Annotated in this window: 16 protein-coding genes; 6 read left to right on the forward strand and 10 right to left on the reverse strand. The window is 69.8% G+C overall.

The window, feature by feature from the left end; translation table 11 throughout:
• Window positions 1-12: 12 nt before the first annotated feature.
• Window positions 13-531: a hypothetical protein gene (locus OG306_RS36705; protein WP_266750778.1), complete on the reverse strand. Its 519-nt coding sequence runs from the start codon at window positions 529-531 to the stop codon at window positions 13-15.
• Window positions 532-656: 125 nt separating this feature from the next.
• On the opposite strand from OG306_RS36705, the gene OG306_RS36710 reads away from it, so the two are divergent.
• Window positions 657-854 (forward strand): zf-HC2 domain-containing protein, encoded by a 198-nt coding sequence (locus OG306_RS36710; RefSeq protein ID WP_266750779.1) that lies wholly within the window; start codon window positions 657-659, stop codon window positions 852-854.
• On the opposite strand, the gene OG306_RS36715 is transcribed toward OG306_RS36710, so the two are convergent.
• From OG306_RS36715 to OG306_RS36740, 6 genes are all read right to left on the reverse strand, one after another.
• Entirely contained in the window at window positions 788-1,357 is a 570-nt protein-coding gene (locus OG306_RS36715) for a sigma-70 family RNA polymerase sigma factor (protein WP_266750780.1), read from the reverse strand. The genes OG306_RS36710 and OG306_RS36715 overlap by 67 nt on opposite strands.
• A gap of 248 nt (window positions 1,358-1,605) precedes the next feature.
• On the reverse strand, window positions 1,606-3,054 hold the full coding sequence (locus OG306_RS36720; protein WP_266750782.1) for an amino acid permease: 1,449 nt from the start codon (window positions 3,052-3,054) through the stop codon (window positions 1,606-1,608).
• A gap of 109 nt (window positions 3,055-3,163) precedes the next feature.
• Window positions 3,164-3,625, reverse strand: coding sequence for a universal stress protein (locus OG306_RS36725; protein ID WP_266750783.1), 462 nt, complete (start codon window positions 3,623-3,625; stop codon window positions 3,164-3,166).
• A gap of 63 nt (window positions 3,626-3,688) precedes the next feature.
• Window positions 3,689-3,952: a hypothetical protein gene (locus tag OG306_RS36730; protein WP_371666112.1), complete on the reverse strand. Its 264-nt coding sequence runs from the start codon at window positions 3,950-3,952 to the stop codon at window positions 3,689-3,691.
• Window positions 3,953-4,607: 655 nt separating this feature from the next.
• Entirely contained in the window at window positions 4,608-5,375 is a 768-nt protein-coding gene (locus tag OG306_RS36735) for a hypothetical protein (RefSeq protein WP_327258418.1), read from the reverse strand.
• A 15-nt stretch (window positions 5,376-5,390) separates the two neighbouring features.
• Window positions 5,391-5,522, reverse strand: coding sequence for a hypothetical protein (locus OG306_RS36740; RefSeq protein ID WP_266750787.1), 132 nt, complete (start codon window positions 5,520-5,522; stop codon window positions 5,391-5,393).
• Window positions 5,523-6,427: 905 nt separating this feature from the next.
• On the opposite strand from OG306_RS36740, the gene OG306_RS36745 reads away from it, so the two are divergent.
• Window positions 6,428-7,246 carry an SAM-dependent methyltransferase gene (locus OG306_RS36745; RefSeq protein WP_266750789.1) on the forward strand — a complete coding sequence of 273 codons (819 nt, stop codon included), beginning with the start codon at window positions 6,428-6,430 and terminating at the stop codon, window positions 7,244-7,246.
• Entirely contained in the window at window positions 7,243-9,417 is a 2,175-nt protein-coding gene (locus tag OG306_RS36750) for a putative bifunctional diguanylate cyclase/phosphodiesterase (RefSeq protein WP_266750791.1), read from the forward strand. Before OG306_RS36745 ends, OG306_RS36750 begins: the two co-directional genes overlap by 4 nt.
• A 127-nt stretch (window positions 9,418-9,544) precedes the next feature.
• On the opposite strand, the gene OG306_RS36755 is transcribed toward OG306_RS36750, so the two are convergent.
• Window positions 9,545-10,441 carry a LysR family transcriptional regulator gene (locus OG306_RS36755; protein WP_266750792.1) on the reverse strand — a complete coding sequence of 299 codons (897 nt, stop codon included), beginning with the start codon at window positions 10,439-10,441 and terminating at the stop codon, window positions 9,545-9,547.
• 95 nt (window positions 10,442-10,536) lie between these two features.
• Here OG306_RS36755 and OG306_RS36760 point away from each other — a divergent pair, with 95 nt between their 5' ends.
• From OG306_RS36760 to OG306_RS36770, 3 genes are read left to right on the forward strand one after another with little or no spacing between them, the layout of a single operon-like run.
• The gene (locus tag OG306_RS36760; RefSeq protein ID WP_266750794.1) at window positions 10,537-11,244 is read left to right on the forward strand and encodes a succinate dehydrogenase; all 708 of its coding nucleotides are present in this window, start codon (window positions 10,537-10,539) and stop codon (window positions 11,242-11,244) included.
• 1 nt (window position 11,245) lies between these two features.
• On the forward strand, window positions 11,246-13,195 hold the full coding sequence (locus OG306_RS36765; protein WP_266750795.1) for a fumarate reductase/succinate dehydrogenase flavoprotein subunit: 1,950 nt from the start codon (window positions 11,246-11,248) through the stop codon (window positions 13,193-13,195).
• Window positions 13,192-13,938 carry a succinate dehydrogenase/fumarate reductase iron-sulfur subunit gene (locus OG306_RS36770; RefSeq protein ID WP_266750796.1) on the forward strand — a complete coding sequence of 249 codons (747 nt, stop codon included), beginning with the start codon at window positions 13,192-13,194 and terminating at the stop codon, window positions 13,936-13,938. Before OG306_RS36765 ends, OG306_RS36770 begins: the two co-directional genes overlap by 4 nt.
• A gap of 92 nt (window positions 13,939-14,030) precedes the next feature.
• On the opposite strand, the gene OG306_RS36775 is transcribed toward OG306_RS36770, so the two are convergent.
• Together OG306_RS36775 and uvrA are read right to left on the reverse strand one after the other, a co-directional pair.
• On the reverse strand, window positions 14,031-17,234 hold the full coding sequence (locus tag OG306_RS36775; RefSeq protein WP_266904580.1) for a glycosyl hydrolase family 95 catalytic domain-containing protein: 3,204 nt from the start codon (window positions 17,232-17,234) through the stop codon (window positions 14,031-14,033).
• Window positions 17,235-17,729: 495 nt separating this feature from the next.
• On the reverse strand, window positions 17,730-20,153 hold the full coding sequence (uvrA, locus tag OG306_RS36780; RefSeq protein WP_266904579.1) for an excinuclease ABC subunit UvrA: 2,424 nt from the start codon (window positions 20,151-20,153) through the stop codon (window positions 17,730-17,732).
• Window positions 20,154-20,850 lie beyond the last annotated feature (697 nt).

Consider the following 20,850-nt stretch of genomic DNA (forward strand, 5'->3'; position numbering starts at 1 on the left):
TCGCGGCGTGGATCAGTGGAGGTGGACCGCCAGATGCCCCAGCGGCAGCCCCAGCTGCCAGGCCGGCGTCCACACCTGGGCCGCTTCCTCCGCGTCCGCCCCGTCGCCCGCCGGCTCCCGGGGCGGCGGGCCGAGGGCGTCGAGATCGGCCGCGAGCAGTTCGGTCTCCTCCAGCCACCGCCAGGCGGCACGGGCCAGCGCCAGATCGGGATCCGCGGCGCCGGGCACGGGCTCCGGCACCGCGTCCGGTGCGTGGAGGCGGTCACGGACCCAGCCCGCCCAGGCCGCCCCGTACGCCGTCAACAGCCGCAGCTCGTCCAGCCGGGCAGCGTGCAGCGCGGCGTCCGCCCCGTCGTCGGAGAGGAAGATGGTGAGCGCGAGCGCGTCGCGGCCCGCGCGGTACTCCAGCGTGGACGGCTCCATCAGATCGCCGGTCCGCAGCAGCTCGTCGGCGATGTACTCGGCGTACATCCAGGCCATCGGGACCAGCAGCCCGCCCCCACTGGTTCCATCCTGACGTTCCGGGTGCATCCCGTCTCGCCTCTTTCTCTTCTCGGCACCGGGCTTCACGGAGCATTGAACCGGGGGAGCGCGCCCCGCGTGGCCAGAAGAACAGGATCCGTCCCGACCGGATCCGTCCACGACACGAGGATGCGATGACCGCCGAACCCGGGGAGGGCCCGCACGTGCGGCAGTTGCTCGGCGCCTATGTGCTCGACGCGCTCACGGCCTGCGAGACCCGCGCGGTCTGCAGCCATCTGCTGTCCTGCGACTGTTGCACGGCCGACTACGTGGAGGTCGCGGAGGCCGTCGCGGCCCTCTCCCTGCTGAGGGAGGAGGACCTGCTGGAGTAGCCCGGCAGACTGCGGGAGAGCTGGCGCAGCGCGTAGTAGGAACGGGACTTGACGGTGCCCGCCGGAATATCGAGTGCCCGCGCCGTCTCGCCCACGCTCAGTCCTCGGAAATATATCTGGACGAGTACGGCACGGTGTTCCGGGCTGAGGGCGCGCATCGCCTCGCGTACGTCGAGGGCCGAGACCGTGGCCTCCGCGGTGTCCTGCGCACCCGCGGCGGCCTCCAGCACGACATCGCTGACCTCGGCCGGCCGGGCCTGCCTGGACCGGCGCGCGTCGATGGCCAGACGCCGTGCGACGGTGAAGAGCCAGGGCCGCATCGACTCGTACGGGGCGTCGAAGGCCTCCGGATGCTGCCAGGCCCGCACCAGCGTCTCCTGGAGCAGGTCCTCGGCCCGCTGCCGGTCGCCGAAGGTCAGCCCGAGCAGGAAGTGGAACAGGGCGGGGCCGTGCTCCCGCTGGAGATCCGCGAGGGTCCGCTCATCGGTCGTCGTGGTGGTCATCGTGAACGCCCTTCTCCGCCGAGGCCCCTGTCGCTTCGCTGCCGACTGCCGTATACGAACGCATCGGGGCGCCGGGGAACAGGCGATGGGCGGCTCCGTGCGACGAGCGGTCGCACAGTGCGGCGAATGGTGCGGTGAACGGTCGGGCGGTTGCCGGGGCGGGTGCCCGTACGGCGGGCGGGCGACGGGCGGTGCGGTGTCGGTGTCCGTACGGGCGTCGAGCGGTGTGTGTCCGTACGGGCGTCGGGTCAGCCCGTTCCGGCTCCCGTGCCCGGTTCCGGTGTCTGCGCCATCTCCGACTTCCGGTACGAGTAGCCGAAGTAGATCACCAGACCGACCAGGAACCACACCACGAACCGCACCCACGTCTGCCACTGCAGGAAGGTGATCAGCCAGATCGAGAACACCACCCCGAGAGCCGGCACGAACGGCATGCCGGGCGTGCGGAACGTACGCGGCAGATCGGGTTGCTTGTAACGCAGCACGATCACCGCGATGCACACCACCACGAACGCCAGCAGAATGCCGATGTTCGTCAGCTCGGCGGCCTCGCCGATCGGCAGGAATCCGGCGATCACGGCCGAGGCCGCGCCGACGATCCAGGTCACCCGGGTCGGCACGTGCCGGGTCGGGTGGGTCTTGGCGAACCATTTGGGCAGCAGCCCGTCGCGGCTCATCGAGAACCACACCCGGGTCACACCGAGCATGAAGGTGAACATCACGGTGAGAATGCCGATGATCGCGCCCACCGCGATCAGATCGGCGAGCCTGCTCAGCCCCACCGACTTGAATGCCGTGGAGAAGCCGGACTCGGGGTCGATCTCCTTGTAGCTCTGCATCCCCGTCAGCACCAGACACGCCGCCACATACAGCACCATGGAGATCCCCAGCGAATACAGGATCGCCTTGGGCATGTGCCGCTGCGCGTCCTTGGACTCCTCGGCGGCCGTCGACATGGCGTCGTACCCGAACACCGCGAAGAACACCGTGGCCGCACCGGTGAAGGCGCCGCTCACCCCGAACGGGAAGAAGGGGTGGTAATTGGTGGTGTTGATGTGGAACACGCCGACGCCGATGACCAGCAGGACGACCAGGACCTTCAGGACGACCACGATCGTTTCGAAGCGGGCCGCGTTCTTGATGCCGAGAGTCAGCAGGTACGCCACGAGCAGACAGAGCAGCGCGGCGAACAGGTCCACCCGATGGCCGTCCCCGGTGCCGGGCGCGCCCAGCATCCACTTCGGTACGTCCAGCCCCATCTCCCCGAGCAGGAAGCTGAAGTAGCCGGAGATGCCGATCGCGACGACGGCGACGATCGCCGTGTACTCCAGCAGCAGGTCCCAGCCGATGAACCAGCCCACCAGCTCGCCGAGCACCGCGTATCCGTAGGTGTAGGCGGAGCCGGCCTTCGGGATCAGGCCCGCGAACTCCGCGTAGCTGAACGCGGCCGCCGCGCTCGCCACACCCGCGATCAGGAAGGAGATGAGCACCGCGGGTCCGGCGGTGCCGTTCGCCACGGTGCCGGCGAGGGTGAAGATGCCTGCGCCGATGATCCCGCCCACACCGATCGCCGTGAGCTGCCACAGGCCGAGCGTTCGGGTGAGCTGAGTGGTGACGTCCCCCGCCGGCCCTTTCTCGTCGATCTGCTCGATCGGCTTGCGGCGCAGTACACCCTCGCCCAATCGGAGCCTGGCCATGAGTCACCTCTCCACTGACGGCTGTCCCTGACGGGCGCTCATGATGACCCAGGCGGGGCCGGTGCGGAAGACGGCGTGCCGTCCGGCGGAGGTGAGGATTCCGCGACGGTTACGGGACTACCGTGACGGGCCAACGGCCCGCCTTCACCAGCCGGATCGCCACCGAACCGATGAACCGGTGCCCGGCCGACTCCGACGCGCCCACCACGACCGCATCGGCCTTCAGTTTGTCCGCAGCCGTCACGAGCCCGTTGTAGGGGTCACCGCGGAAGGTGTGGAACTCCCAGCGCACATCCCATATGTCCTTTATCCGCTCCGTCGCCTCGCGGATCTCGTTCACGAGGCCCTCCGCGACCTCGCTGGTCGTATCGGCGACGGGCGCCCCGAGCGCGGCGCCCGCGGGCAGCACGGGCTGGACGTAGACGAGGGCGAGCATCGCTCCCTGCCGACGGGCGAGCCCCGCCGCGTACGCCGCGGCACGCATGGAGGAATCGGATCCGTCGAGGCCGGAGACGATCACTTTCGGGCCGTCTGTGCCACGTTCGAACTGGTGGGGCTGCTGGTCTGTCACGGCAGTGAGGCTATCCGCTCCCCGCGCCGGCCCCGCCCCGGGCCGCTCCCGGCGGCTACCGGATCACTGTGCCCCGGCGGCGGTGGACGTGCGGTCATCGCTCGGAGGCAGTTGCACCGCCGGGTGCGGCCGGACAGCGACGCCCGCGACATCCGCTCCGGGGGCTGCCACCTGCCCGCCGGCCGAGGCGGCGGCGACCGGCCGGGGAGGGCCCAGTGAGAAGTCCGCGCCGTTGCACGCCACGGCCAGAGCGGTGAGCAGCACCAGGGCGACGGCGCCCCACGGTGAGTGCCTGGTCCGTTCGGCGCGCCAGCTGGCCCGGCCCATGGATTTCCCTTCGTCGCGACGCCTGGAACGCTAGGCGCCGGAGGTCCGGTCGGCGATCGGGGAAGGGCGAACGGGTGGCACCGGCCTGATACGCCCGTCGCCCCGAGTCCTGCGAACAGGACCCGGGGCGACGGGCGTAACGGGCCGCACTGCCCTGCTCTCAGTAGGGGCGGCTCTCCTCGTGCAGATGAACGTCACCTCTTGAAGCTCTCTCCCGGCTGAAGCCGGGAGATTCCGTCCTGCCTTGCGATGGCGGGTTTGGCTGGTGACCGTGTCGAACACTCCGGAGCCGGCCGTGGCGGTTGTGGAGCACCCCCGGGCGGCCAGGGCGACCTGGCTCCCGGCACGATCACCGACGGAGTGACGGTGTATCCGGTCGCGGACGACGCGCCTCCCGACGTCCCGGCCCACGCGGTCGCGGCCGGAGAGGTCAGGGGGAGAACGGCGACGCCGAGCAGGGCGACGGGTGCGACGCCTATGGCACGCATGGGTGATTCCTCCGGTTCCCCGAGGAGCAGTTGCGGAATGGTTTTCCACAAAGCGTCAGAAATGCACCTCGACCCGTCAAACGCTAGAAGTCGCACGTTTCACCGGCGATCGGGGTGCGCCGCCCGGGGCACCGGATTCCCCCGAGCGGCGCACTCCGGCGGGACCGCTATCCGCCCACCGCGCCGGGGAACAGATCGAGGAACGGAGCGGCGGTGGCCGAGATGCCCCGGCCGAAGGGGGAGTCGAAGTCCCAGATCAGGAAGAGCAGAAAGGCGATCAGGACGCTGAAGAGACCGGCCAGCAGCAGTTCGCGGAAGGTTCTGCGGATCTGCAGCGTGAAGATCAGTCCCACGGTCACCAGCGCCCCGGTGATCAGGCCGAACCAGACCACGCCCGGCATGGTCGCACCGGCGCTCTGCCCGCGTCCGCTGCGGGCGTCGTCGACCGCGGCGACCTCATCGACCAGCGGCTGATATGCCTGCCCCTCATGATCGTTCTTCGGCCGGTAGTCGGTGACATCGGCGCGCACCCGGCCGAGGAGCCGGGCCCCTTCGTCGTCGAGGGAGCCGTGCTCGGTCATCGACCGCCACTCGTCGTGGACCACGTAACGCACGTAGGCGTCGACGTCGGCGCGGATGCGCGTACGCACCTCGGCCGGGTAGACGGCGGAGCGAACGCTCACCTCGTGCAGTGCCTGGGCCTCCTGGCGTACGTACTCCTGAGCGGCGCTGCGGCCCTCCCAGACGCCCGCGATGGCGAGCCCCAGCACGATCGCGTAGACCACGCCGATCATCATCGTCATGTACTCGATGACGTCAGGGGTCTCGGACGGGTCGTCATCCTCTCCGATCCGGCGGTTGTTGAGTACGGCGATGGTCAGGACGACGGCGCTGGCCGCGACCATAGCGAGGGTGAGAACAAGCCATTCCGACATGGGTATCTCCGGAGGTCATCGGGAGCGGGGACGCAGCACGGCGACGGCGAACACCGCGGGCGCCGTGATCAGCAGGGTGAGGGTGACCAGGGAGGTGCCGCGCCGTGGGACCTTGCGTGGCGGCTTGCGGTAGGTGGGGAACGCCACGGGCCGGGGCGCGGGAGGCGTGGGGCGTGCGGACGGCGAGGGCGGGGGTGTGGGTGAAGGGGGCGGTGGTACGGGCTTCCGTTCCGGTTCGGGGGGTGCGGGCGGCGGCGGGGGAGGTGGTGGAGGAGGCGGGGGAGGTGGTGGAGGCGGTGGAGGTGGTGGTGCGGGGGGCCGGGGTGGTGGCGCGGGCCGTCGGGTCGGTTCGGGCGCCGGGCCCGCGTGACAGTGGCCGTCGCCCGACACGGCGACCGCGGAATTCCCGCCGCTCTCACCGATGGAGGCATACGCGCAGTTGTCCGCCACGGCGGGCGCCGGGGCGGACAGCAGCCAGAGAAGTACGACGGCTGCCGTGAGCCGCCCTATGAGTGATCCGTACACGACGGGAGCATGTTCCGGCCCGTCGCGGGGCACGCCCGGGACGGCCCGGATTCCCCTGATGGTGGGGACCTGGGGTGCCGGGTGTTTGCGGCTCGGAGAATTCATCGGTCACAACTGACCGCAGTGGCGGGGGATTTACGCACCGCCGTCGCCCATTGGCAAGAAATGCCGTCAAAGGCACCGCCACCAGGGCTTTGTCGCCTTCGATCGGACCGAGGAAACTCAAGAACCGGGCCAATGACTGCCGACAGGTCCAACGTCCGGGCTCTTGGGGGCACATGATACGCGGCGCCCCCGGAGCCGAACCGGTTGGTGCCGCTGCAGAACGCCGGAACACCTCTCGGGGCCGTTCCGTCGCCGGATGTCACCCGTAGCGACGGGACGGTTGCACATGCCAGTGGTGTGTGACCAATAACGGACGGCTAATTTCCGTTTCCGCTCGCCCTCTTGGCGGACGATCAGTAGCCTCTGGTCAACACTGACCATGAACATGGCCGGATCGCCGTGGCGACTTGTTGGAGACATCGATGGAGCGTCCCGCCTGGGCACCGCAGGGCATTGACATCACGGTGCCGAGCGTGTCTCGCATGTACGACTTCTATCTGGGCGGATCGCACAATTTCGAGGTGGACCGGGAAGCGGCTCGCAAGGCCATGGAGTTCATGCCGGGGCTCCCCAAGATCATGCAGGCGAATCGGGCCTTTATGCGCAGGGCTGTGCGTTACGCGGTGAGCGAGGGCGTCAACCAGTTCCTGGACATCGGCTCCGGAATACCGACTTTCGGCAATGTGCACGAAGTCGCCCAGGCGGCCGACCCGGAAGCCCGCGTCGCGTATGTCGATCACGACCCCGTCGCGGTCGCGCACAGCCGGGTCGTACTCGAAGGAAACGAGCGGGCGGTGATCGCCGCCGCGGATCTCCGTAACCCGCAAGGCATCGTGAAGAGCCCGGAGATCACCGGACTGCTCGACCTGGACCGCCCGGTGGCCCTGCTGCTCGTCGCCGTACTCCACTTCATCGAGGACTCCGACGACCCGCACACCGCCGTCGCCGAACTGCGCGAAGCCCTCGCCCCCGGCAGCCTCATCGTCGTCACCCACGCCTCGTACGAGGGGATTCCGCTCGCCCCGGAGGAGGCGGGCGGCACGGTCGATGTCTACCGGGACATCCGCAGCCCCCTGGTCATGCGGACGCGCGACGAGGTCACCCGGTTCTTCGAGGGGTACGCGATGGTCGAGCCCGGACTCGTATCGATGCCGAACTGGCGCCCCGAAACCCCCCTGGCACCGGAGCACGAGGACCCATTCGCCTTCTCGGGCTTCGCAGGAGTGGGACGCAAGGCGTGAGCATCCCCGCCCAATCGTCCGGAGCGCCCGACACGGAGCCCGACGGCCCCGAGGACCGGCTCCGGAGATTCGCCACGATCTGGAGCCGGGCCATCTTCCCCTCGACGGCCACCTCCATGACGCGCACGGAGTTCGAACAGCATCTGCTGCCGCTGGCCCGTGGGCTCAGCGACATCCTGCACGCACGGCCCTTCGACGCGGCGCCCGCGAGCGAGGTCGGCGCCGCTCTCGTCGCCGCGCACTGCACGGACCCGGACGCGCTCAGCAGCACGCTCGGCGTCATCGACTCGTACCTCGTGCTCTATTGCGGCGGCAACGGTGCGACGGCGCTGTCGACCGAGGACGGCAGAGCCCGCTGCGCCCGGATACAGCACGCCCTCGCGGGCGGGTTCACCCAGGCCCTGCGCGAGCGGACCCTCGCAGAGCAGGAGGCCATCGCCCGCTCCGCGCTCATCGCCCGTTCGGACGCCGAGCAGGCCCTGCACGCCACCGAGGCACGCTTCCGCGCCGTCTTCAAGGACGCGGCCATCGGTATCGGGATCGCCGATCTGGACGGCAATGTGCTGGAGATCAACGACACCCTCACCCGGATGTTCGGCGGCCTCGAACACCATGTGCGCAGCCACAAGGTCAACGAGTGGGTGCACCCCGAGGACTCGCCGCAGGTCTGGAAGTACTACAACGAGCTGGTACGCGGCGAACGCGAGCACTACCGGGTCGAAAAGCCGTACTACCGCAACGACGGCACGGTGCTGTGGACCAATCTGACGGTGTCCCTGCTGCGCGACTCCGAGGGCCGGCCCGAGTATCAGCTGGCCCTGATGGAGGACACCACGGAGCGCCGGCTGCTCAACCTGCGGCTGCGGTACGAGGCCACCCATGACGCGCTCACCGGCCTGCCCAACCGGACGCTGTTCTTCGAACGGCTGGAGAAGGCGCTCGCCGCCGACGACGGCAGCCGCTTCGGCCTCTGCTACCTCGACCTCGACGGCTTCAAGGCGATCAACGACAGCCTCGGCCACGCGTCGGGGGACCGGCTGCTGGTCGAGGTGGCCGACAGGCTGCAGACCTGCGCGACCGCGCCCGGCGAGATGGTGGCGCGGCTCGGCGGCGACGAGTTCGTGGCCCTGACCACCGGCCCCGACACCCAGAAGGAGGTCGACGAGCTGGCCGGCCGCATCCTCGGCGTGCTCGGCACCCCGATCCGCCTGGACGGCCGTGAGCTGACCGTACGCGGATCCATCGGGATCGTCGAAGGGGCGGCCGGTGAACGGAGCGCCGCCGAGGTGCTGCGCAGCGCCGACATCACCATGTACCGGGCCAAGTCGGCGGGCGGCAACCGCTTCGAGCTCGCCGACGCCGAGGCGGACGCCCGCGCCATCACCCGGCACGGCCTGACCACCGCGCTGCCGGCCGCCCTGGACCGGGGCGAGTTCTTCATCGAGTACCAGCCCCTCGTGCACCTCGGCGACGGTACGGTGCACGGCGCGGAGGCGCTGGTGCGCTGGTGCCACCCGCAGCACGGGGTGCTCGGTCCCGACCGGTTCATCCCGCTCGCCGAGCACACCGGGCTGATCGTGCCGCTCGGCCGCTGGGTGCTGGAGGAGTCCGTGCGCCAGGCCAACTTCTGGCAGGAGCGGCACAGCGATGGCGGCCCGCTGCGGATCAATGTCAACCTCTCGCCCACCCAGTTGCATCATCCGCGGCTGGTCGCCGAGACGGTGGACGTACTGGAGCGGTCGGGGCTCGAACCCGGGGCGCTGTGTCTGGAGGTCACCGAGTCCGCCCTCATCGGCGCGGACGACGATCTGCTCAAGCCGCTGCGGCAACTGGCGGACATGGGCGTCGACATAGCGCTCGACGACTTCGGCACCGGGTACTCGAACCTGGCGAACCTGCGCAGGCTTCCGGTGAGCGTGCTCAAACTGGACCGCTCCTTCACACAGGGCATGCAGCGGCATCCGGCGGACTCGGTCGATCTGAAGATCGTCGAGGGCATCGTCTCGCTGGCACACAGCCTGGACCTCGCGGTCACGGTGGAAGGCGTGGAGACCGCGGCCCAGGCGGAGCAGCTGCGGGACCTGGGGTGCGACACGGCCCAGGGGTGGTACTACGCCCGGCCCGGCGCCCCCGACCGGATCCACTCGCTGCTGCTGGCCGACGCGGTGTGAGGACCGGACGGGCTCGATCGGCGGACGATCGAGCCCGTCCGGCACCCGCGGAAGAAGGGCCGGGCCGGGGCAATTCAACCCCGTCCGGCGATCGAGGGCGCAGCGCGGCCGCAGGTCGCGCGACCCGCTACGCCCGCTCCGGACGGTTCTCCAGCAGCATCCGCTGCAACTCGCGGGCCGCACGCGGCGGCGCCACATCCGTGCGATGCGCGAGCGCGATCGTGCGCCGCAGGCCGGGAGAGGCCAGCGGCGTGGTCCGCAGGTCGTGGCCGGCCCGGGTGGCGACCATGCTGGGCACCACCGCGATCCCGAGCCCCGCCCGGACGAAGCCGAGCACCGCGTCCATCTCGCCGCCCTCCACCGTGAACGACGGCTCGAAGCCCTCCGCACGGCAGGCGGTCACCGTCAGTTCGCGCAGGTCGTAGCCGTGCCGGAACATCACGAGGGATTCGTCCTGAAGGTCGGCGATCCGTACGCGGCCGCCCCGGCCGGGCCGTGGCGCGCGCGCCGACGACACCACGACCAGGTCTTCCTGGAGCAGCTCGACCGTGGTGAGCGCGGGCGACGCTGCGGGCAGCGGCAGCACGACCAGGGCGAGATCGAGAGCCCCGCGCGCCAGCTCCCGTACGAGGTCGAGCGAACCGCCCTCCTCCAGCAGCAGCTGGATCCCCGGATGCCGGTCGTGGAAGGCGCGCAGCACGTCGGGGAGCAGGCCGGTGCAGAGGCTGGGCGTCGCTCCGAGCCGGACCCGGCCCCGGCGCAGCTGAGCCAGCTCCTGCACCTCGTGGCGTGCCGTGTCGGCGTCCGCGAGGATGCGGCGGGCCAGCGGCAGCAGGGCCTCGCCCGCGTCGGTGAGGGTGATGTTGCCCCGGGCCCGGCTGAACAGCTCCGCTCCCAGCTCGTTCTCCAGCGCCCTGATCTGCTGGGACAGCGAGGGCTGCGAGACATGCACGTCCTCGGCGGCGCGGGTGAAGTGACGGCTCTCGGCCACGGCCACGAAGTACGTCAGCTGCTGGAACTGCATACACACAGCATAGCGACCATGATAGGGAGCGCCTATGAAGATCAGCTGTTCCATGTCTTGGACTGATGGGGTCCTTCGGCCCTAGCGTCGTGTCCATGGCATTGGCAACACGGACGGACCGACGGCCGTCCATGACGCGTACGCTCTGGGACTCGTCCGTCGGCAAGAAGACGATCATGGCCGTGAGTGGCCTGATCATGCTCCTCTACTTGGTTGTCCATATGATCGGCAACCTGAAGATCTTCTTCGGGGCCGGCGAGTTCAACCATTACGCGCACTGGCTGCGGACCATGGGGGAGCCCTTCCTGCACTACGAGTGGGCCCTGTGGATCGTCCGGGTCGTGCTCGTCGCCGCCGTGGTGCTGCACGCCACCTCCGCGTACCAACTGAGCAGGCGCGACATCAGGGCGCGCCCCGCCAAGTACGTGCACAAGAAGCCGCGCGCCAGTTATGCCACCCGTACCATGCGCTGGGGCGGGATCATCCTCGCCCTGTTCATCGTCTGGCACATCCTCGACCTGACGACGGGCACCGTGCACTCGGGCGGATTCCAGTCCGGGCACCCGTACCAGAACGTCGTCGACACCTTCTCCACCTGGTACGGCAACACGATCTACATCGTCGCCATGCTCGCCCTCGGACTCCACGTCCAGCACGGCTTCTGGAGCGCCGCCCAGACCCTCGGCGCGGGCAACGCGACCCGTGACCGGGTCCTCAAGACCACCGCCAACGCCCTCGCCCTGGTGCTGACCGTGGGCTTCATCTCCGTACCCGTCGCCGTCATGACCGGAGTCGTGAGCTGACATGACCGACTACTCGCACTACGAGACGGGCGCGCCCGTCGTCGACACCAAGGCCCCCGAAGGCCCCGTCGCCGAACGCTGGGACACCCGTCGCTTCCAGGCCAAGTTGGTCAACCCGGCCAACCGGCGCAAGCACACCGTCATCGTCGTCGGCACCGGCCTGGCCGGCGGTTCGGCGGGTGCGACGCTGGCCGAACAGGGCTACCACGTCGTCCAGTTCTGCTTCCAGGACTCGCCCCGCCGCGCCCACTCCGTCGCCGCCCAGGGCGGCATCAACGCCGCGAAGAACTACCGCAACGACGGCGACTCGGTCCACCGGCTCTTCTACGACACGGTCAAGGGCGGCGACTTCCGGGCCCGCGAGTCCAACGTCCACCGGCTCGCCCAGATCTCCGTCGAGATCATCGACCAGTGCGTCGCCCAGGGCGTCCCCTTCGCCCGTGAGTACGGCGGCCTCCTCGACAACCGCTCCTTCGGCGGCGTCCAGGTCTCCCGCACGTTCTACGCCCGCGGCCAGACGGGACAGCAACTCCTCCTCGGCGCCTACCAGGCACTGTCGAGGCAGATCGCCGCCGGCAACGTCGAACTGCACGCCCGCACCGAGATGCTCGACCTGATCATCGTCGACGGCAAGGCCCGCGGCATCGTCGCCCGCGACCTCGTCACCGGTAAGATCGACACCTACTTCGCCGACGCGGTCGTCCTGGCCAGCGGTGGTTACGGCAACGTCTTCTACCTGTCGACGAACGCCATGAACTCCAACGCCACCGCCATCTGGCGCGCCCACCGCCGCGGCGCCTACTTCGCCAACCCGTGCTTCACCCAGATCCACCCCACCTGCATCCCGCGCACCGGCGACCACCAGTCCAAGCTGACGCTGATGAGCGAGTCGCTGCGCAACGACGGCCGGATCTGGGTACCGAAGGCCAAGGGCGACAACCGGCCCGCGAACGAGATCCCCGAGGACGAGCGCGACTACTACCTGGAGCGCATCTACCCCGCTTTCGGTAACCTCGTGCCCCGCGACATCGCCTCCCGCGCCGCGAAGAACGTCTGCGACGAGGGGCGCGGCGTCGGCACCGGCGGCCAGGGCGTCTACCTCGACTTCGCCGAGGCCATCCAGCGGATGGGCCGGGCCGAGGTCGAGGAGAAGTACGGCAACCTCTTCGACATGTACGCGCGGATCACCGCGGAGAACCCGTACGAGACCCCGATGCGGATCTATCCGGCCGTGCACTACACGATGGGCGGGCTCTGGGTCGACTACGACCTCCAGACCACCATCCCCGGCCTCTTCGCGATCGGCGAGGCCAACTTCTCCGACCACGGCGCCAACCGGCTCGGCGCCTCCGCGCTGATGCAGGGCCTCGCCGACGGCTACTTCGTCCTGCCGTCGACCATCAACGACTACCTGGCCCGCAATCCGCACCACGACGAGGTCGACGACGCGCACCCCGCCGTCGAAGAGGTCGTCGCCGACACCGAGGACCGGCTGAACCTGCTGCTCTCCGTCGACGGCGACCGCACCCCCGACTCCTTCCACCGCGAGATCGGTGAACTCATGTGGGAGTACTGCGGCATGGCCCGCACCGAAGAGGGGCTGCGCGAGGCGCTCGACCGGATCCCGCAGATCCGCGAGGAGTTCTGGCGCCGCATCAAGGTGCCCGGCACCGGTGACGAGTTCAACCAGTCGCTGGAGAAGGCCAACCGCGTCGTCGACTACCTGGAGCTCGCCGAGCTGATGTGCCTCGACGCCCTGCACCGCGCCGAGTCCTGCGGAGGCCACTTCCGCGAGGAGTCGCAGACCCCGGACGGCGAAGCCGCCCGCCGGGACGAGGAGTTCTCCTACGCCGCCGCCTGGGAGTTCTCCGGCACCGGCGAGGCCCCCGTCCTGCACAAGGAAGACCTCGTCTTCGAGTACGTCCACCCCACTCAGCGGAGCTACGCATGAAGCTCACCCTGCGCGTCTGGCGCCAGAAGAATGCCGACGCCCCCGGCGCCATGTCCACCTACGAAGTGGACGGCATCTCGCAGGACATGTCGTTCCTGGAAATGCTCGACACCCTCAACGAGGAACTCATCCTCGCCGGCGACGACCCCGTCGCCTTCGACCACGACTGCCGCGAAGGCATCTGCGGCGCCTGCAGCCTCGTCATCAACGGCGACGCCCACGGCCCCGAACGCACCACCACCTGCCAGCTCCACATGCGGTCGTTCCGGGACGGCGACACCATCGACATCGAGCCCTGGCGCGCCTCGGCCTTCCCGGTCGTCAAGGACCTGGTCGTGGACCGCTCGGCCTTCGACCGGATCATCCAGGCGGGCGGCTACATCTCCGCACCCACCGGCACCGCCCCCGAGGCACACGCCACCCCGGTGCCCAAGCCGGACGCCGACTTCGCCTTCGAACACGCCGAGTGCATCGGCTGCGGCGCCTGCGTCGCGGCCTGCCCCAACGGCTCCGCGATGCTCTTCACCTCGGCGAAGATCAACCACCTCAACGTCCTGCCGCAGGGCGCTCCCGAGCGGGAGACCCGGGTCCTCGACATGGTCGGACAGATGGACAGCGAGGGCTTCGGCGGCTGCACCCTCACCGGGGAGTGCGCCACCGCCTGCCCGAAGGGCATTCCGCTGCCGTCGATCTCGGCCATGAACAAGGAGTGGCTGCGGGCGACCCGGAAGGTCCGACGCTAGGGCCTGTTCCGACGCCGGTCGGCACAGCCGGTGATGAGACCGGCTGTGCCGACGACCCGTGCCGCGCTGCTTCGGCCGGCGGACGGCCGACGTCAGGGCTTGATCGGCTTCACCTTCGTGTCGACGCCGTTCACCCGCACGGTGACGTTCCCCTGGTTCCGTGCCCGGTCGGCCACGATCCTGTAGGACGTGACCTTCCCGTCGCGCCATTCACAGCTGACCTCGTAGCCGCCGCGGGCGCGGAGCCCGGTGAAGGACCCCTTGGCCTTCCATTCGTCCGGCAGGGCGGGCAGCAGGTGGATGACGCCGTCGTGGCTCTGCAGGAGCATCTCTGCCACGGCGCCGGAGATGCCGAAGTTGCCGTCCATCTGGAAGGGCGGGTGGTTGCAGAACATGTTGGGCAGAGTGTTGTAGGTCAGCAGTCCGCGCAGCATGACCTGGGCGCGGTGCCCGTCACCGAGGCGGGCGAAGAGGGCTGCCCGCCAGGGCCAGGTCCACGAGCGGCGGCTGTCGCCCGACACCGTCGCGGCCGTGAACGGGACGCCTTCCTTCTCGCCGCACCGTGCCTTGAGCGAGACGAGGGCGGCGGCCGCGAAGCCGGGCGTCTTCGGGGTGATCTGGCGGCCCGGGTAGACCGCGAAGAGGTGCGACGTGTGGCGGTGGATGTCGCTGGGGCTGTCGATGTCCTCCTGCCACTCCTGCAGCTGACCCCACCGGCCGATCTTGTTCGGCGCGAGGCGCGCCTGCATGTCCTTGACCTTGGCCCGGTAGTCGGCATCCGCCTCGAGCGCCGCCTCGCAGTCGAGGTAGTTCTGGAACAAGTCCCAGATGATCTGCTGGTCGTACATGACGCCGTCCTCGCGCGGCCCGTGCTCGGGGGACCAGCCGTCCGGCGAGACGAGGAGTCCGTCCTCGCGCTCCTTGAGACGGTCCTCCCAGAACTCGCAGATCTCCTTGATCATCGGGTAGGCGACTTTGCGGAGGTAGACCAGGTCCTGGGTGAACGCCCAGTGCTCGTAAAGGTGCTGCGCGTACCAGGCGCTCGCGACGGTGTTCCACTCCCACGCGTTGCCGCCGAAGATGCTCTGGCTGGTGCGGGCGGTCCAGCCGCGTGTGTCCTTGCCGAAGGCGTTGCGGGTCGCCACGCGGCTGGGCACCGCCACCTGCTTGATGAACCCGACGAGTGCCTCGTGGCACTCCGGCAGGTTCGTCGTCTCGGCTCCCCAGTAGTTCATCTGGACATTGATGTTGGTGTGGTAGTCGGAGGCCCACGCCGGCGAGTTGCTGTCGTTCCAGAGACCCTGGAGGTTGGCGGGCAGACCCTTCGGGCGCGAGGAACTGATCAGCAGGTATCGGCTGAGGTCGAACATCGTCTGCTCAAGGGTCGGGTCCTCCCCGCCCGCCGCGTAACGCGCCAGCCGGGCGTTGGTCGGCAGGGCGACGACGGCGTCGTCGGAGGTGCCCCAGGCGACGGAGACGCGGTTCATGAGGGCGCGTATCTCGGCGGTGTGCTCGTCGCGCATCTTGTCGTAGGACCGGGCGGCCGCCTTGCCGAGCGCCGCGGCGACGGCCGCGTTCGGATCGGCTCCGCGCCACCCGGCGGCGGCATCGAGCTTGTAGTCGGTGCGGGCGTCGAGGAGCAGGGTCAGGGTCGTGCAGCCGGTGAACCGGAGCACCGACCCGTCGGTGCTGAAGTCGCCGTCGGTGTGTACGACCTGGACGGCGCACGCGTGCTTGAGGCCATTGCCCATGACACCGCTGAAGGCCATCCGCCGGGCGCCGGCGTCGACGGTCGTCGGGGCCTGATCCTGTCCGGACGTCAACGAGATCGCTCCGGAGAGTCCCCGGTTGCTGTCCGACGTGTACCGGAAGACCATGACGTCCGCGGACCGGCTGGCGAAGGCCTCCCGCAGGACGCGCCGCCCCGGCTCGCCGAAACGGGTGACATGGACACCCTCGAAGAAGTCCAGGGCGCGCTGGTAGTCGACGAACGTTGACTGCATGCGCGTGTCGAACCCCTTGCCTTCCAGGACGACCTCCGCGATCTGGAAGCCGGTGGACGACTCGCCGGGGGTGAACGTGAGCCGGTAGGTGCGGTAGGCCGTGCTGTTGGTGATCCGGAAGGTCCGGGTCTCGCCGCGGCCGGCGAAGGGCGCGCCGGGGTTCTGCGTGTCGAGGGTCACCCAGGCCTGCCCGTCCTGCGACGCCTCCAGCGCCCATCGCCGGGGGTCGTCGTGCGGACGGTCCGGGGCCGCCGTCAGCGAGTACGAGGTGACGGCGGTCGTGTTGGACAGGTCGGCCTGCCAGACGACCGCCGGTGCGACGGCGTCGACCCGCCAGACCGTGGCCGGATCGCGGTCCACCGAACTCGAGATGTCCGTGGCCCGGGACCCGGTCCCGGAACCGGATCCCTCGGAGTGCCCGCTTGGCGACGACAGGTACATCGAACCGGCCCCGCCGAGATCGACGCCGGACAGACCGATCTCGCTCACCTGGAAGTGGCTGACCCCTGCTTCGGGAACGAAGTCGAACCGGTAGAAGCGGTAGGCCGCGGTGTCGGCACAGGCGAATTCCTTCGTCTGGCACCGGCTCTCGAAGGGCGTCTCCAGAGCGCGGCTGTCCAGCCTGGCCCAGGTGGCGCCGTCGGCGGAACCGGAGAACGTCCACTCCTGCGGGTCGCGTTGCGGCACGTCGTTGGCACTCGTCAGACGGTAGGACGCGACCTCGACGGGTTCAGGAAGCTCGACCTGCCACTGCACCTTCGATCCGGGCGCCTCGATGCACCACTTGGTGCTCGAGTTACCGTCGTACGTCTTGTCGACACCCTCCGTCGAGGAGGTCCGGTACGGTCCCCCCGGGGCCGTCACCTTCGCACTGCGACCGAAGGTGACGACGACGTCACCGAAGTTCCGGTACGAGCCGAAGCCGGTCATGCTGGTGTCGAAAGCGCCGTCCGGCTGGCCCGCGAGGGCGTTGTCGTAGTTGTTGACGCCACCCCAGAGACTCTGCTCGTTGAACTGGACACGCTCCTCGGAGGGGTTGGCGAAGAGCATGCCGCCGAGCCGGCCGTTGCCGATCGGCAGGGCCTGCGACTGCCAGTCCTTGGCGGGGACCGAATACTTCAGCGCCTTGCGCGACAGGGTCGGCCACTGGACGGACGCCGGTGCGGCGGCCCCGGCGGCAACGGCCTGACCCACAGGGATTCCCCCGGTCAGCTGAGTGATCAGCGGTGTGAGGGCGAGGGCACCGCCGAACTTGAGGATGCTTCGTCTCTGCGGTTGGGGTTCATTGGTCACGAGAGACCTCCTGGCCCATTGATCGGTTCTTTAATGGAGAGATGGAGGGGATGCGCCGACGTATGCCGAGGGCGAGGCCATTTCATCGGATGACAGATCGGATGTCTAGAGTGTGCGGCACTGTCTCTGCTGATCGCCCCTTCCCCAGGAGGTCTCCGGATGACCGGCCGGTCAGGAGGTGACAGAGATGTCGTCGCCGCAGGCAGGGCCCTGTGCGCACCAGGCGTGCAGACAGACCGTCACCGCACCCGTGGCGGTGGTGAGGTGAGTGTTTGCGTGCACTCGCCGGTCTGCGACGCGGTGGCCGCGGCCGCCAGTGCGTGCGCGCCGCCGTACGCCGGGTTGGAGACGACCGCGCCGCCGTTCTCACAGCTCCAGGGAGCGAGCGAACGGTCTCGACGTCGCCGTTCACCAGGGCGCCCGTACCACCGGCCGGACTGGATACCGTGCCGGGCCGTAGTTGTGGAAACCGGGCCAGTTGGACCTGATTGGCTGTCAGGCCGACCTGAGGGCGGCCGCCAGGTACGCCCCAGTCCGGCTGTCCGCCGCCCCGGCCACCTCCGCGGGCATCCCCACCGCGACGATCCGGCCACCCCGGTCGCCGCCTCCGGGCCCGAGGTCGATCACCCAGTCGGCACCCGCGACCACGGCCATGTCGTGCTCGACGACCACCACGGTGTTACCGGCGTCGACGAGGCCGTGCAACTGCCGCATCAGCACCTCGACGTCCGCGGGATGCAGCCCGGTCGTCGGCTCGTCCAGCAGATACAGGGTGTGGCCCCGACGGGTGCGCTGGAGCTCGGCGGCCAGCTTGATCCGCTGGGCCTCGCCGCCCGAAAGCTCCGTGGCGGGCTGACCGAGCCGCAGATAGCCGAGCCCGACATCGAGCAGCGTCCGCAGGCTGCGCTCGGCGGCGGGCGTACCGGCGAAGAACCCGGCCGCCGACTCCACCGTCAGATCCAGCACCTGTGCGATGTCGAGACCGCGCAGGGTGACCTCCAGGGTCTGCGGGTTGTACCGCGCACCGTGACAGTCCGGGCAGGGCGCGTACGTACTGGGCAGGAAGAGCAGTTCCACGGAGACGAAGCCCTCGCCCTGGCAGGTCTCGCAGCGTCCGCCCGCCACGTTGAAGGAGAACCGTCCGGCCTTGTAGCCGCGCTCACGCGCCGTGTCCGTCTCGGTGAACAGCTTCCGTACGACGTCGAAGAGCCCGGTGTACGTGGCCAGATTGGACCGCGGGGTACGGCCGATCGGCTTCTGGTCGACCTGCACGAGCCGGTCCACCGCCTCCAGCCCCTGCGCCGACGCGCACCCGGGCGTGGGACGCGCCGCGGGCAGACCGGCGGAGGCCGAGGCCTGCCGGTCGGCGAGGACACCGGCCAGCACCTGACCCACCAGCGTGGACTTCCCCGACCCCGACACCCCGGTGACGGCCGTGAACACCCCGAGCGGGAACTCGGCGTCCACACCCCGCACATTGTGACGGTCGACCCCGTTCAGCCGCAGCCACCCCGACGGCGCACGCGCCTCGCGCACCGGAGCGGGCCCGTCGTCGAAGAGGAAGCGCCGGGTGGCCGACTCCGCCACCTCGGCGAGCCCGGCCGGGGGCCCGCTGTGCAGCACCCGCCCCCCGTGCTCACCCGCCAGCGGTCCCACATCGACCAGCCAGTCCGCCCGGCGCACCACATCCATCTGATGCTCCACGACGAAGACCGAGTTCCCGGCCTCCTTCAGCCGGCCGAGCACCCCCAGCAGCGACTCGGTGTCCGCCGGGTGCAGACCGGCCGACGGCTCGTCCAGCACATAGACGACACCGAACAGACCGGAGCGCAACTGGGTGGCGAGCCGCAGCCGTTGCAGCTCACCGGAGGACAGCGTCGGAGCGGTCCGGTCGAGGCTGAGATAGCCGAGACCGAGCTCGGTGACCGTCTCGATCCGGGCGAGCAGATCCGTTGTCAGCACCCGCGCCGTGTCACTGCCGCCCGCCGTGCGCAGCACCTCGGCGAGCGAGGTGAGCGGAAGCGCGGCGAGTTCGGCGATCGAGCGGCCGGCGAAGGTGACGGCCATCGCCTCCGGACGCAGCCGGCTGCCGCCGCAAACCGGGCAGGGGGCACTGGTCAGGAAGCGCTCGGCCTTGGCCCGAAGGGTGCGGCTCTTGGAGTCCGCGAAGGTGTGCATCACATAGCGGCGGGCGCTCATGTACGTACCCTGGTACGGGCGTTGGATGCGCCCCGCGTCACGCACCGGATGGACCGTCACCACCGGCTGCTCGTCAGTGAACAGGATCCATTCCCGGTCCCCGGCGTCCAGCTCGCGCCACGGACGGTCGATGTCGTAGCCCAGCGCGTCCAGCACGTCGCGCAGGTTCTTGCCCTGCCAGGCCCCTGGCCAGGCGGCGATCGCACCGTCCCGGATCGACAGCGAGGGGTCGGGGACGAGCAGTTCCTCGGTGGTGCGGTGGATGCGGCCGAGACCGTGGCACTCCGGACACGCCCCGGCGGCGGTGTTCGGCGAGAAGGCGTCGGAGTCCAGCCGTTCGGCACCGGCCGGATAGTCCCCGGCGCGCGAGAACAGCATGCGCAGGGAGTTGGACAGCGTGGTGACCGTCCCTACGGACGAACGGGCACCGGGCGTCGAGCGGCGCTGCTCCAGCGAGACGGCGGGCGGCAGTCCGGTGACCTCACCGACCGCGGGCGCGCCGACCTGGTGGATCAGCCGGCGGGCGTAAGGGGCGACGGACTCGAAGTAGCGGCGTTGCGCCTCGGCGTAGATCGTGCCGAACGCGAGGGAGGACTTCCCGGAGCCCGACACCCCGGTGAACACGGTGAGGGTGTCGCGCGGGATGTCGACCGAGACGTCCTGGAGGTTGTGCTCCCGGGCGCCGCGCACCCGGACGTACGGATCGTGGGGGGTGGACATGCGCGAGGAACTCCGTACGGATCGGGGCAGGCCGACAGCCTGGGGATAAACACCCCGATTCTAGGCGCCAGGAGCGGCGGGGGTCGGTCGGTCGGGGCCCCGGCCCCCGGCCCCCGGCCCCCGGCCCCCGGCCCCCAGCCCCCGGCCCCCGGCCCCCGGCCCCCAGCCCCCGGCCCCCGGCCCCCGGCCCCCAGCCCCCGGGCAGACTTCGGACGGCTCCTGGCGCGAGGGGCGCAGGGCGCGCTTGACGGGACGTCCCACGATGCTGCGGGCCCGCTGGTAGGTGGAGCGCCGGGAGGCGGCGCAGAGCCCTTCGAGAGCTTCCGCCGGAGCTGGGTGTTCTGGGCGGTGAGCTCCGCCGGCTGGGACTGGAGTCAGTTTGGGACTGGAGTCAGTTGAGGCGGTCACTCATCGTGGCGGCATCGGTGGAGACCCAGGAGTGGATGACCGGAGGGAAGGCCGGTTTGTCATCCGTGCCTCGAAGGCCGCGCGCCGTCGCCGTGGGTGAGGGTGTTCTCCAGGCCGCTTCTTGTCGAGGAAGTTCGTGAACCGGTCGAACCGTTCCCGGCGACCGCGCGTCAGTGGCCCGAAGTCAGCCTCGGCGTAGAGGTCGGCGGGGCCGAGGTCATAGGGGGCCTTGGCGGGCATCCGGTGCGGGATGTCGAAGTAGCGGCACGGCTCCAGCGTCCGGGAGTCG

This window comes from Streptomyces sp. NBC_01241 (assembly GCF_041435435.1).
Classification (GTDB): Bacteria; Actinomycetota; Actinomycetes; order Streptomycetales; family Streptomycetaceae; genus Streptomyces.

What these genes read in the sequence shown, in the direction of transcription:
- OG306_RS36755 (WP_266750792.1), bottom strand. Translation starts at nt 10,441, where the DNA reads ATGCAGTTCCAGCAGCTGACGTACTTCGTGGCCGTGGCCGAGAGCCGT.
- OG306_RS36760 (WP_266750794.1), top strand. Translation starts at nt 10,537, where the DNA reads ATGGCATTGGCAACACGGACGGACCGACGGCCGTCCATGACGCGTACG.
- OG306_RS36710 (WP_266750779.1), top strand. Translation starts at nt 657, where the DNA reads ATGACCGCCGAACCCGGGGAGGGCCCGCACGTGCGGCAGTTGCTCGGC.
- OG306_RS36715 (WP_266750780.1), bottom strand. Translation starts at nt 1,357, where the DNA reads ATGACCACCACGACGACCGATGAGCGGACCCTCGCGGATCTCCAGCGG.
- OG306_RS36730 (WP_371666112.1), bottom strand. Translation starts at nt 3,952, where the DNA reads ATGGGCCGGGCCAGCTGGCGCGCCGAACGGACCAGGCACTCACCGTGG.
- OG306_RS36745 (WP_266750789.1), top strand. Translation starts at nt 6,428, where the DNA reads ATGGAGCGTCCCGCCTGGGCACCGCAGGGCATTGACATCACGGTGCCG.
- OG306_RS36770 (WP_266750796.1), top strand. Translation starts at nt 13,192, where the DNA reads ATGAAGCTCACCCTGCGCGTCTGGCGCCAGAAGAATGCCGACGCCCCC.
- OG306_RS36735 (WP_327258418.1), bottom strand. Translation starts at nt 5,375, where the DNA reads ATGTCGGAATGGCTTGTTCTCACCCTCGCTATGGTCGCGGCCAGCGCC.
- OG306_RS36765 (WP_266750795.1), top strand. Translation starts at nt 11,246, where the DNA reads ATGACCGACTACTCGCACTACGAGACGGGCGCGCCCGTCGTCGACACC.
- OG306_RS36705 (WP_266750778.1), bottom strand. Translation starts at nt 531, where the DNA reads ATGCACCCGGAACGTCAGGATGGAACCAGTGGGGGCGGGCTGCTGGTC.
- OG306_RS36720 (WP_266750782.1), bottom strand. Translation starts at nt 3,054, where the DNA reads ATGGCCAGGCTCCGATTGGGCGAGGGTGTACTGCGCCGCAAGCCGATC.
- uvrA (WP_266904579.1), bottom strand. Translation starts at nt 20,153, where the DNA reads ATGTCCACCCCCCACGATCCGTACGTCCGGGTGCGCGGCGCCCGGGAG.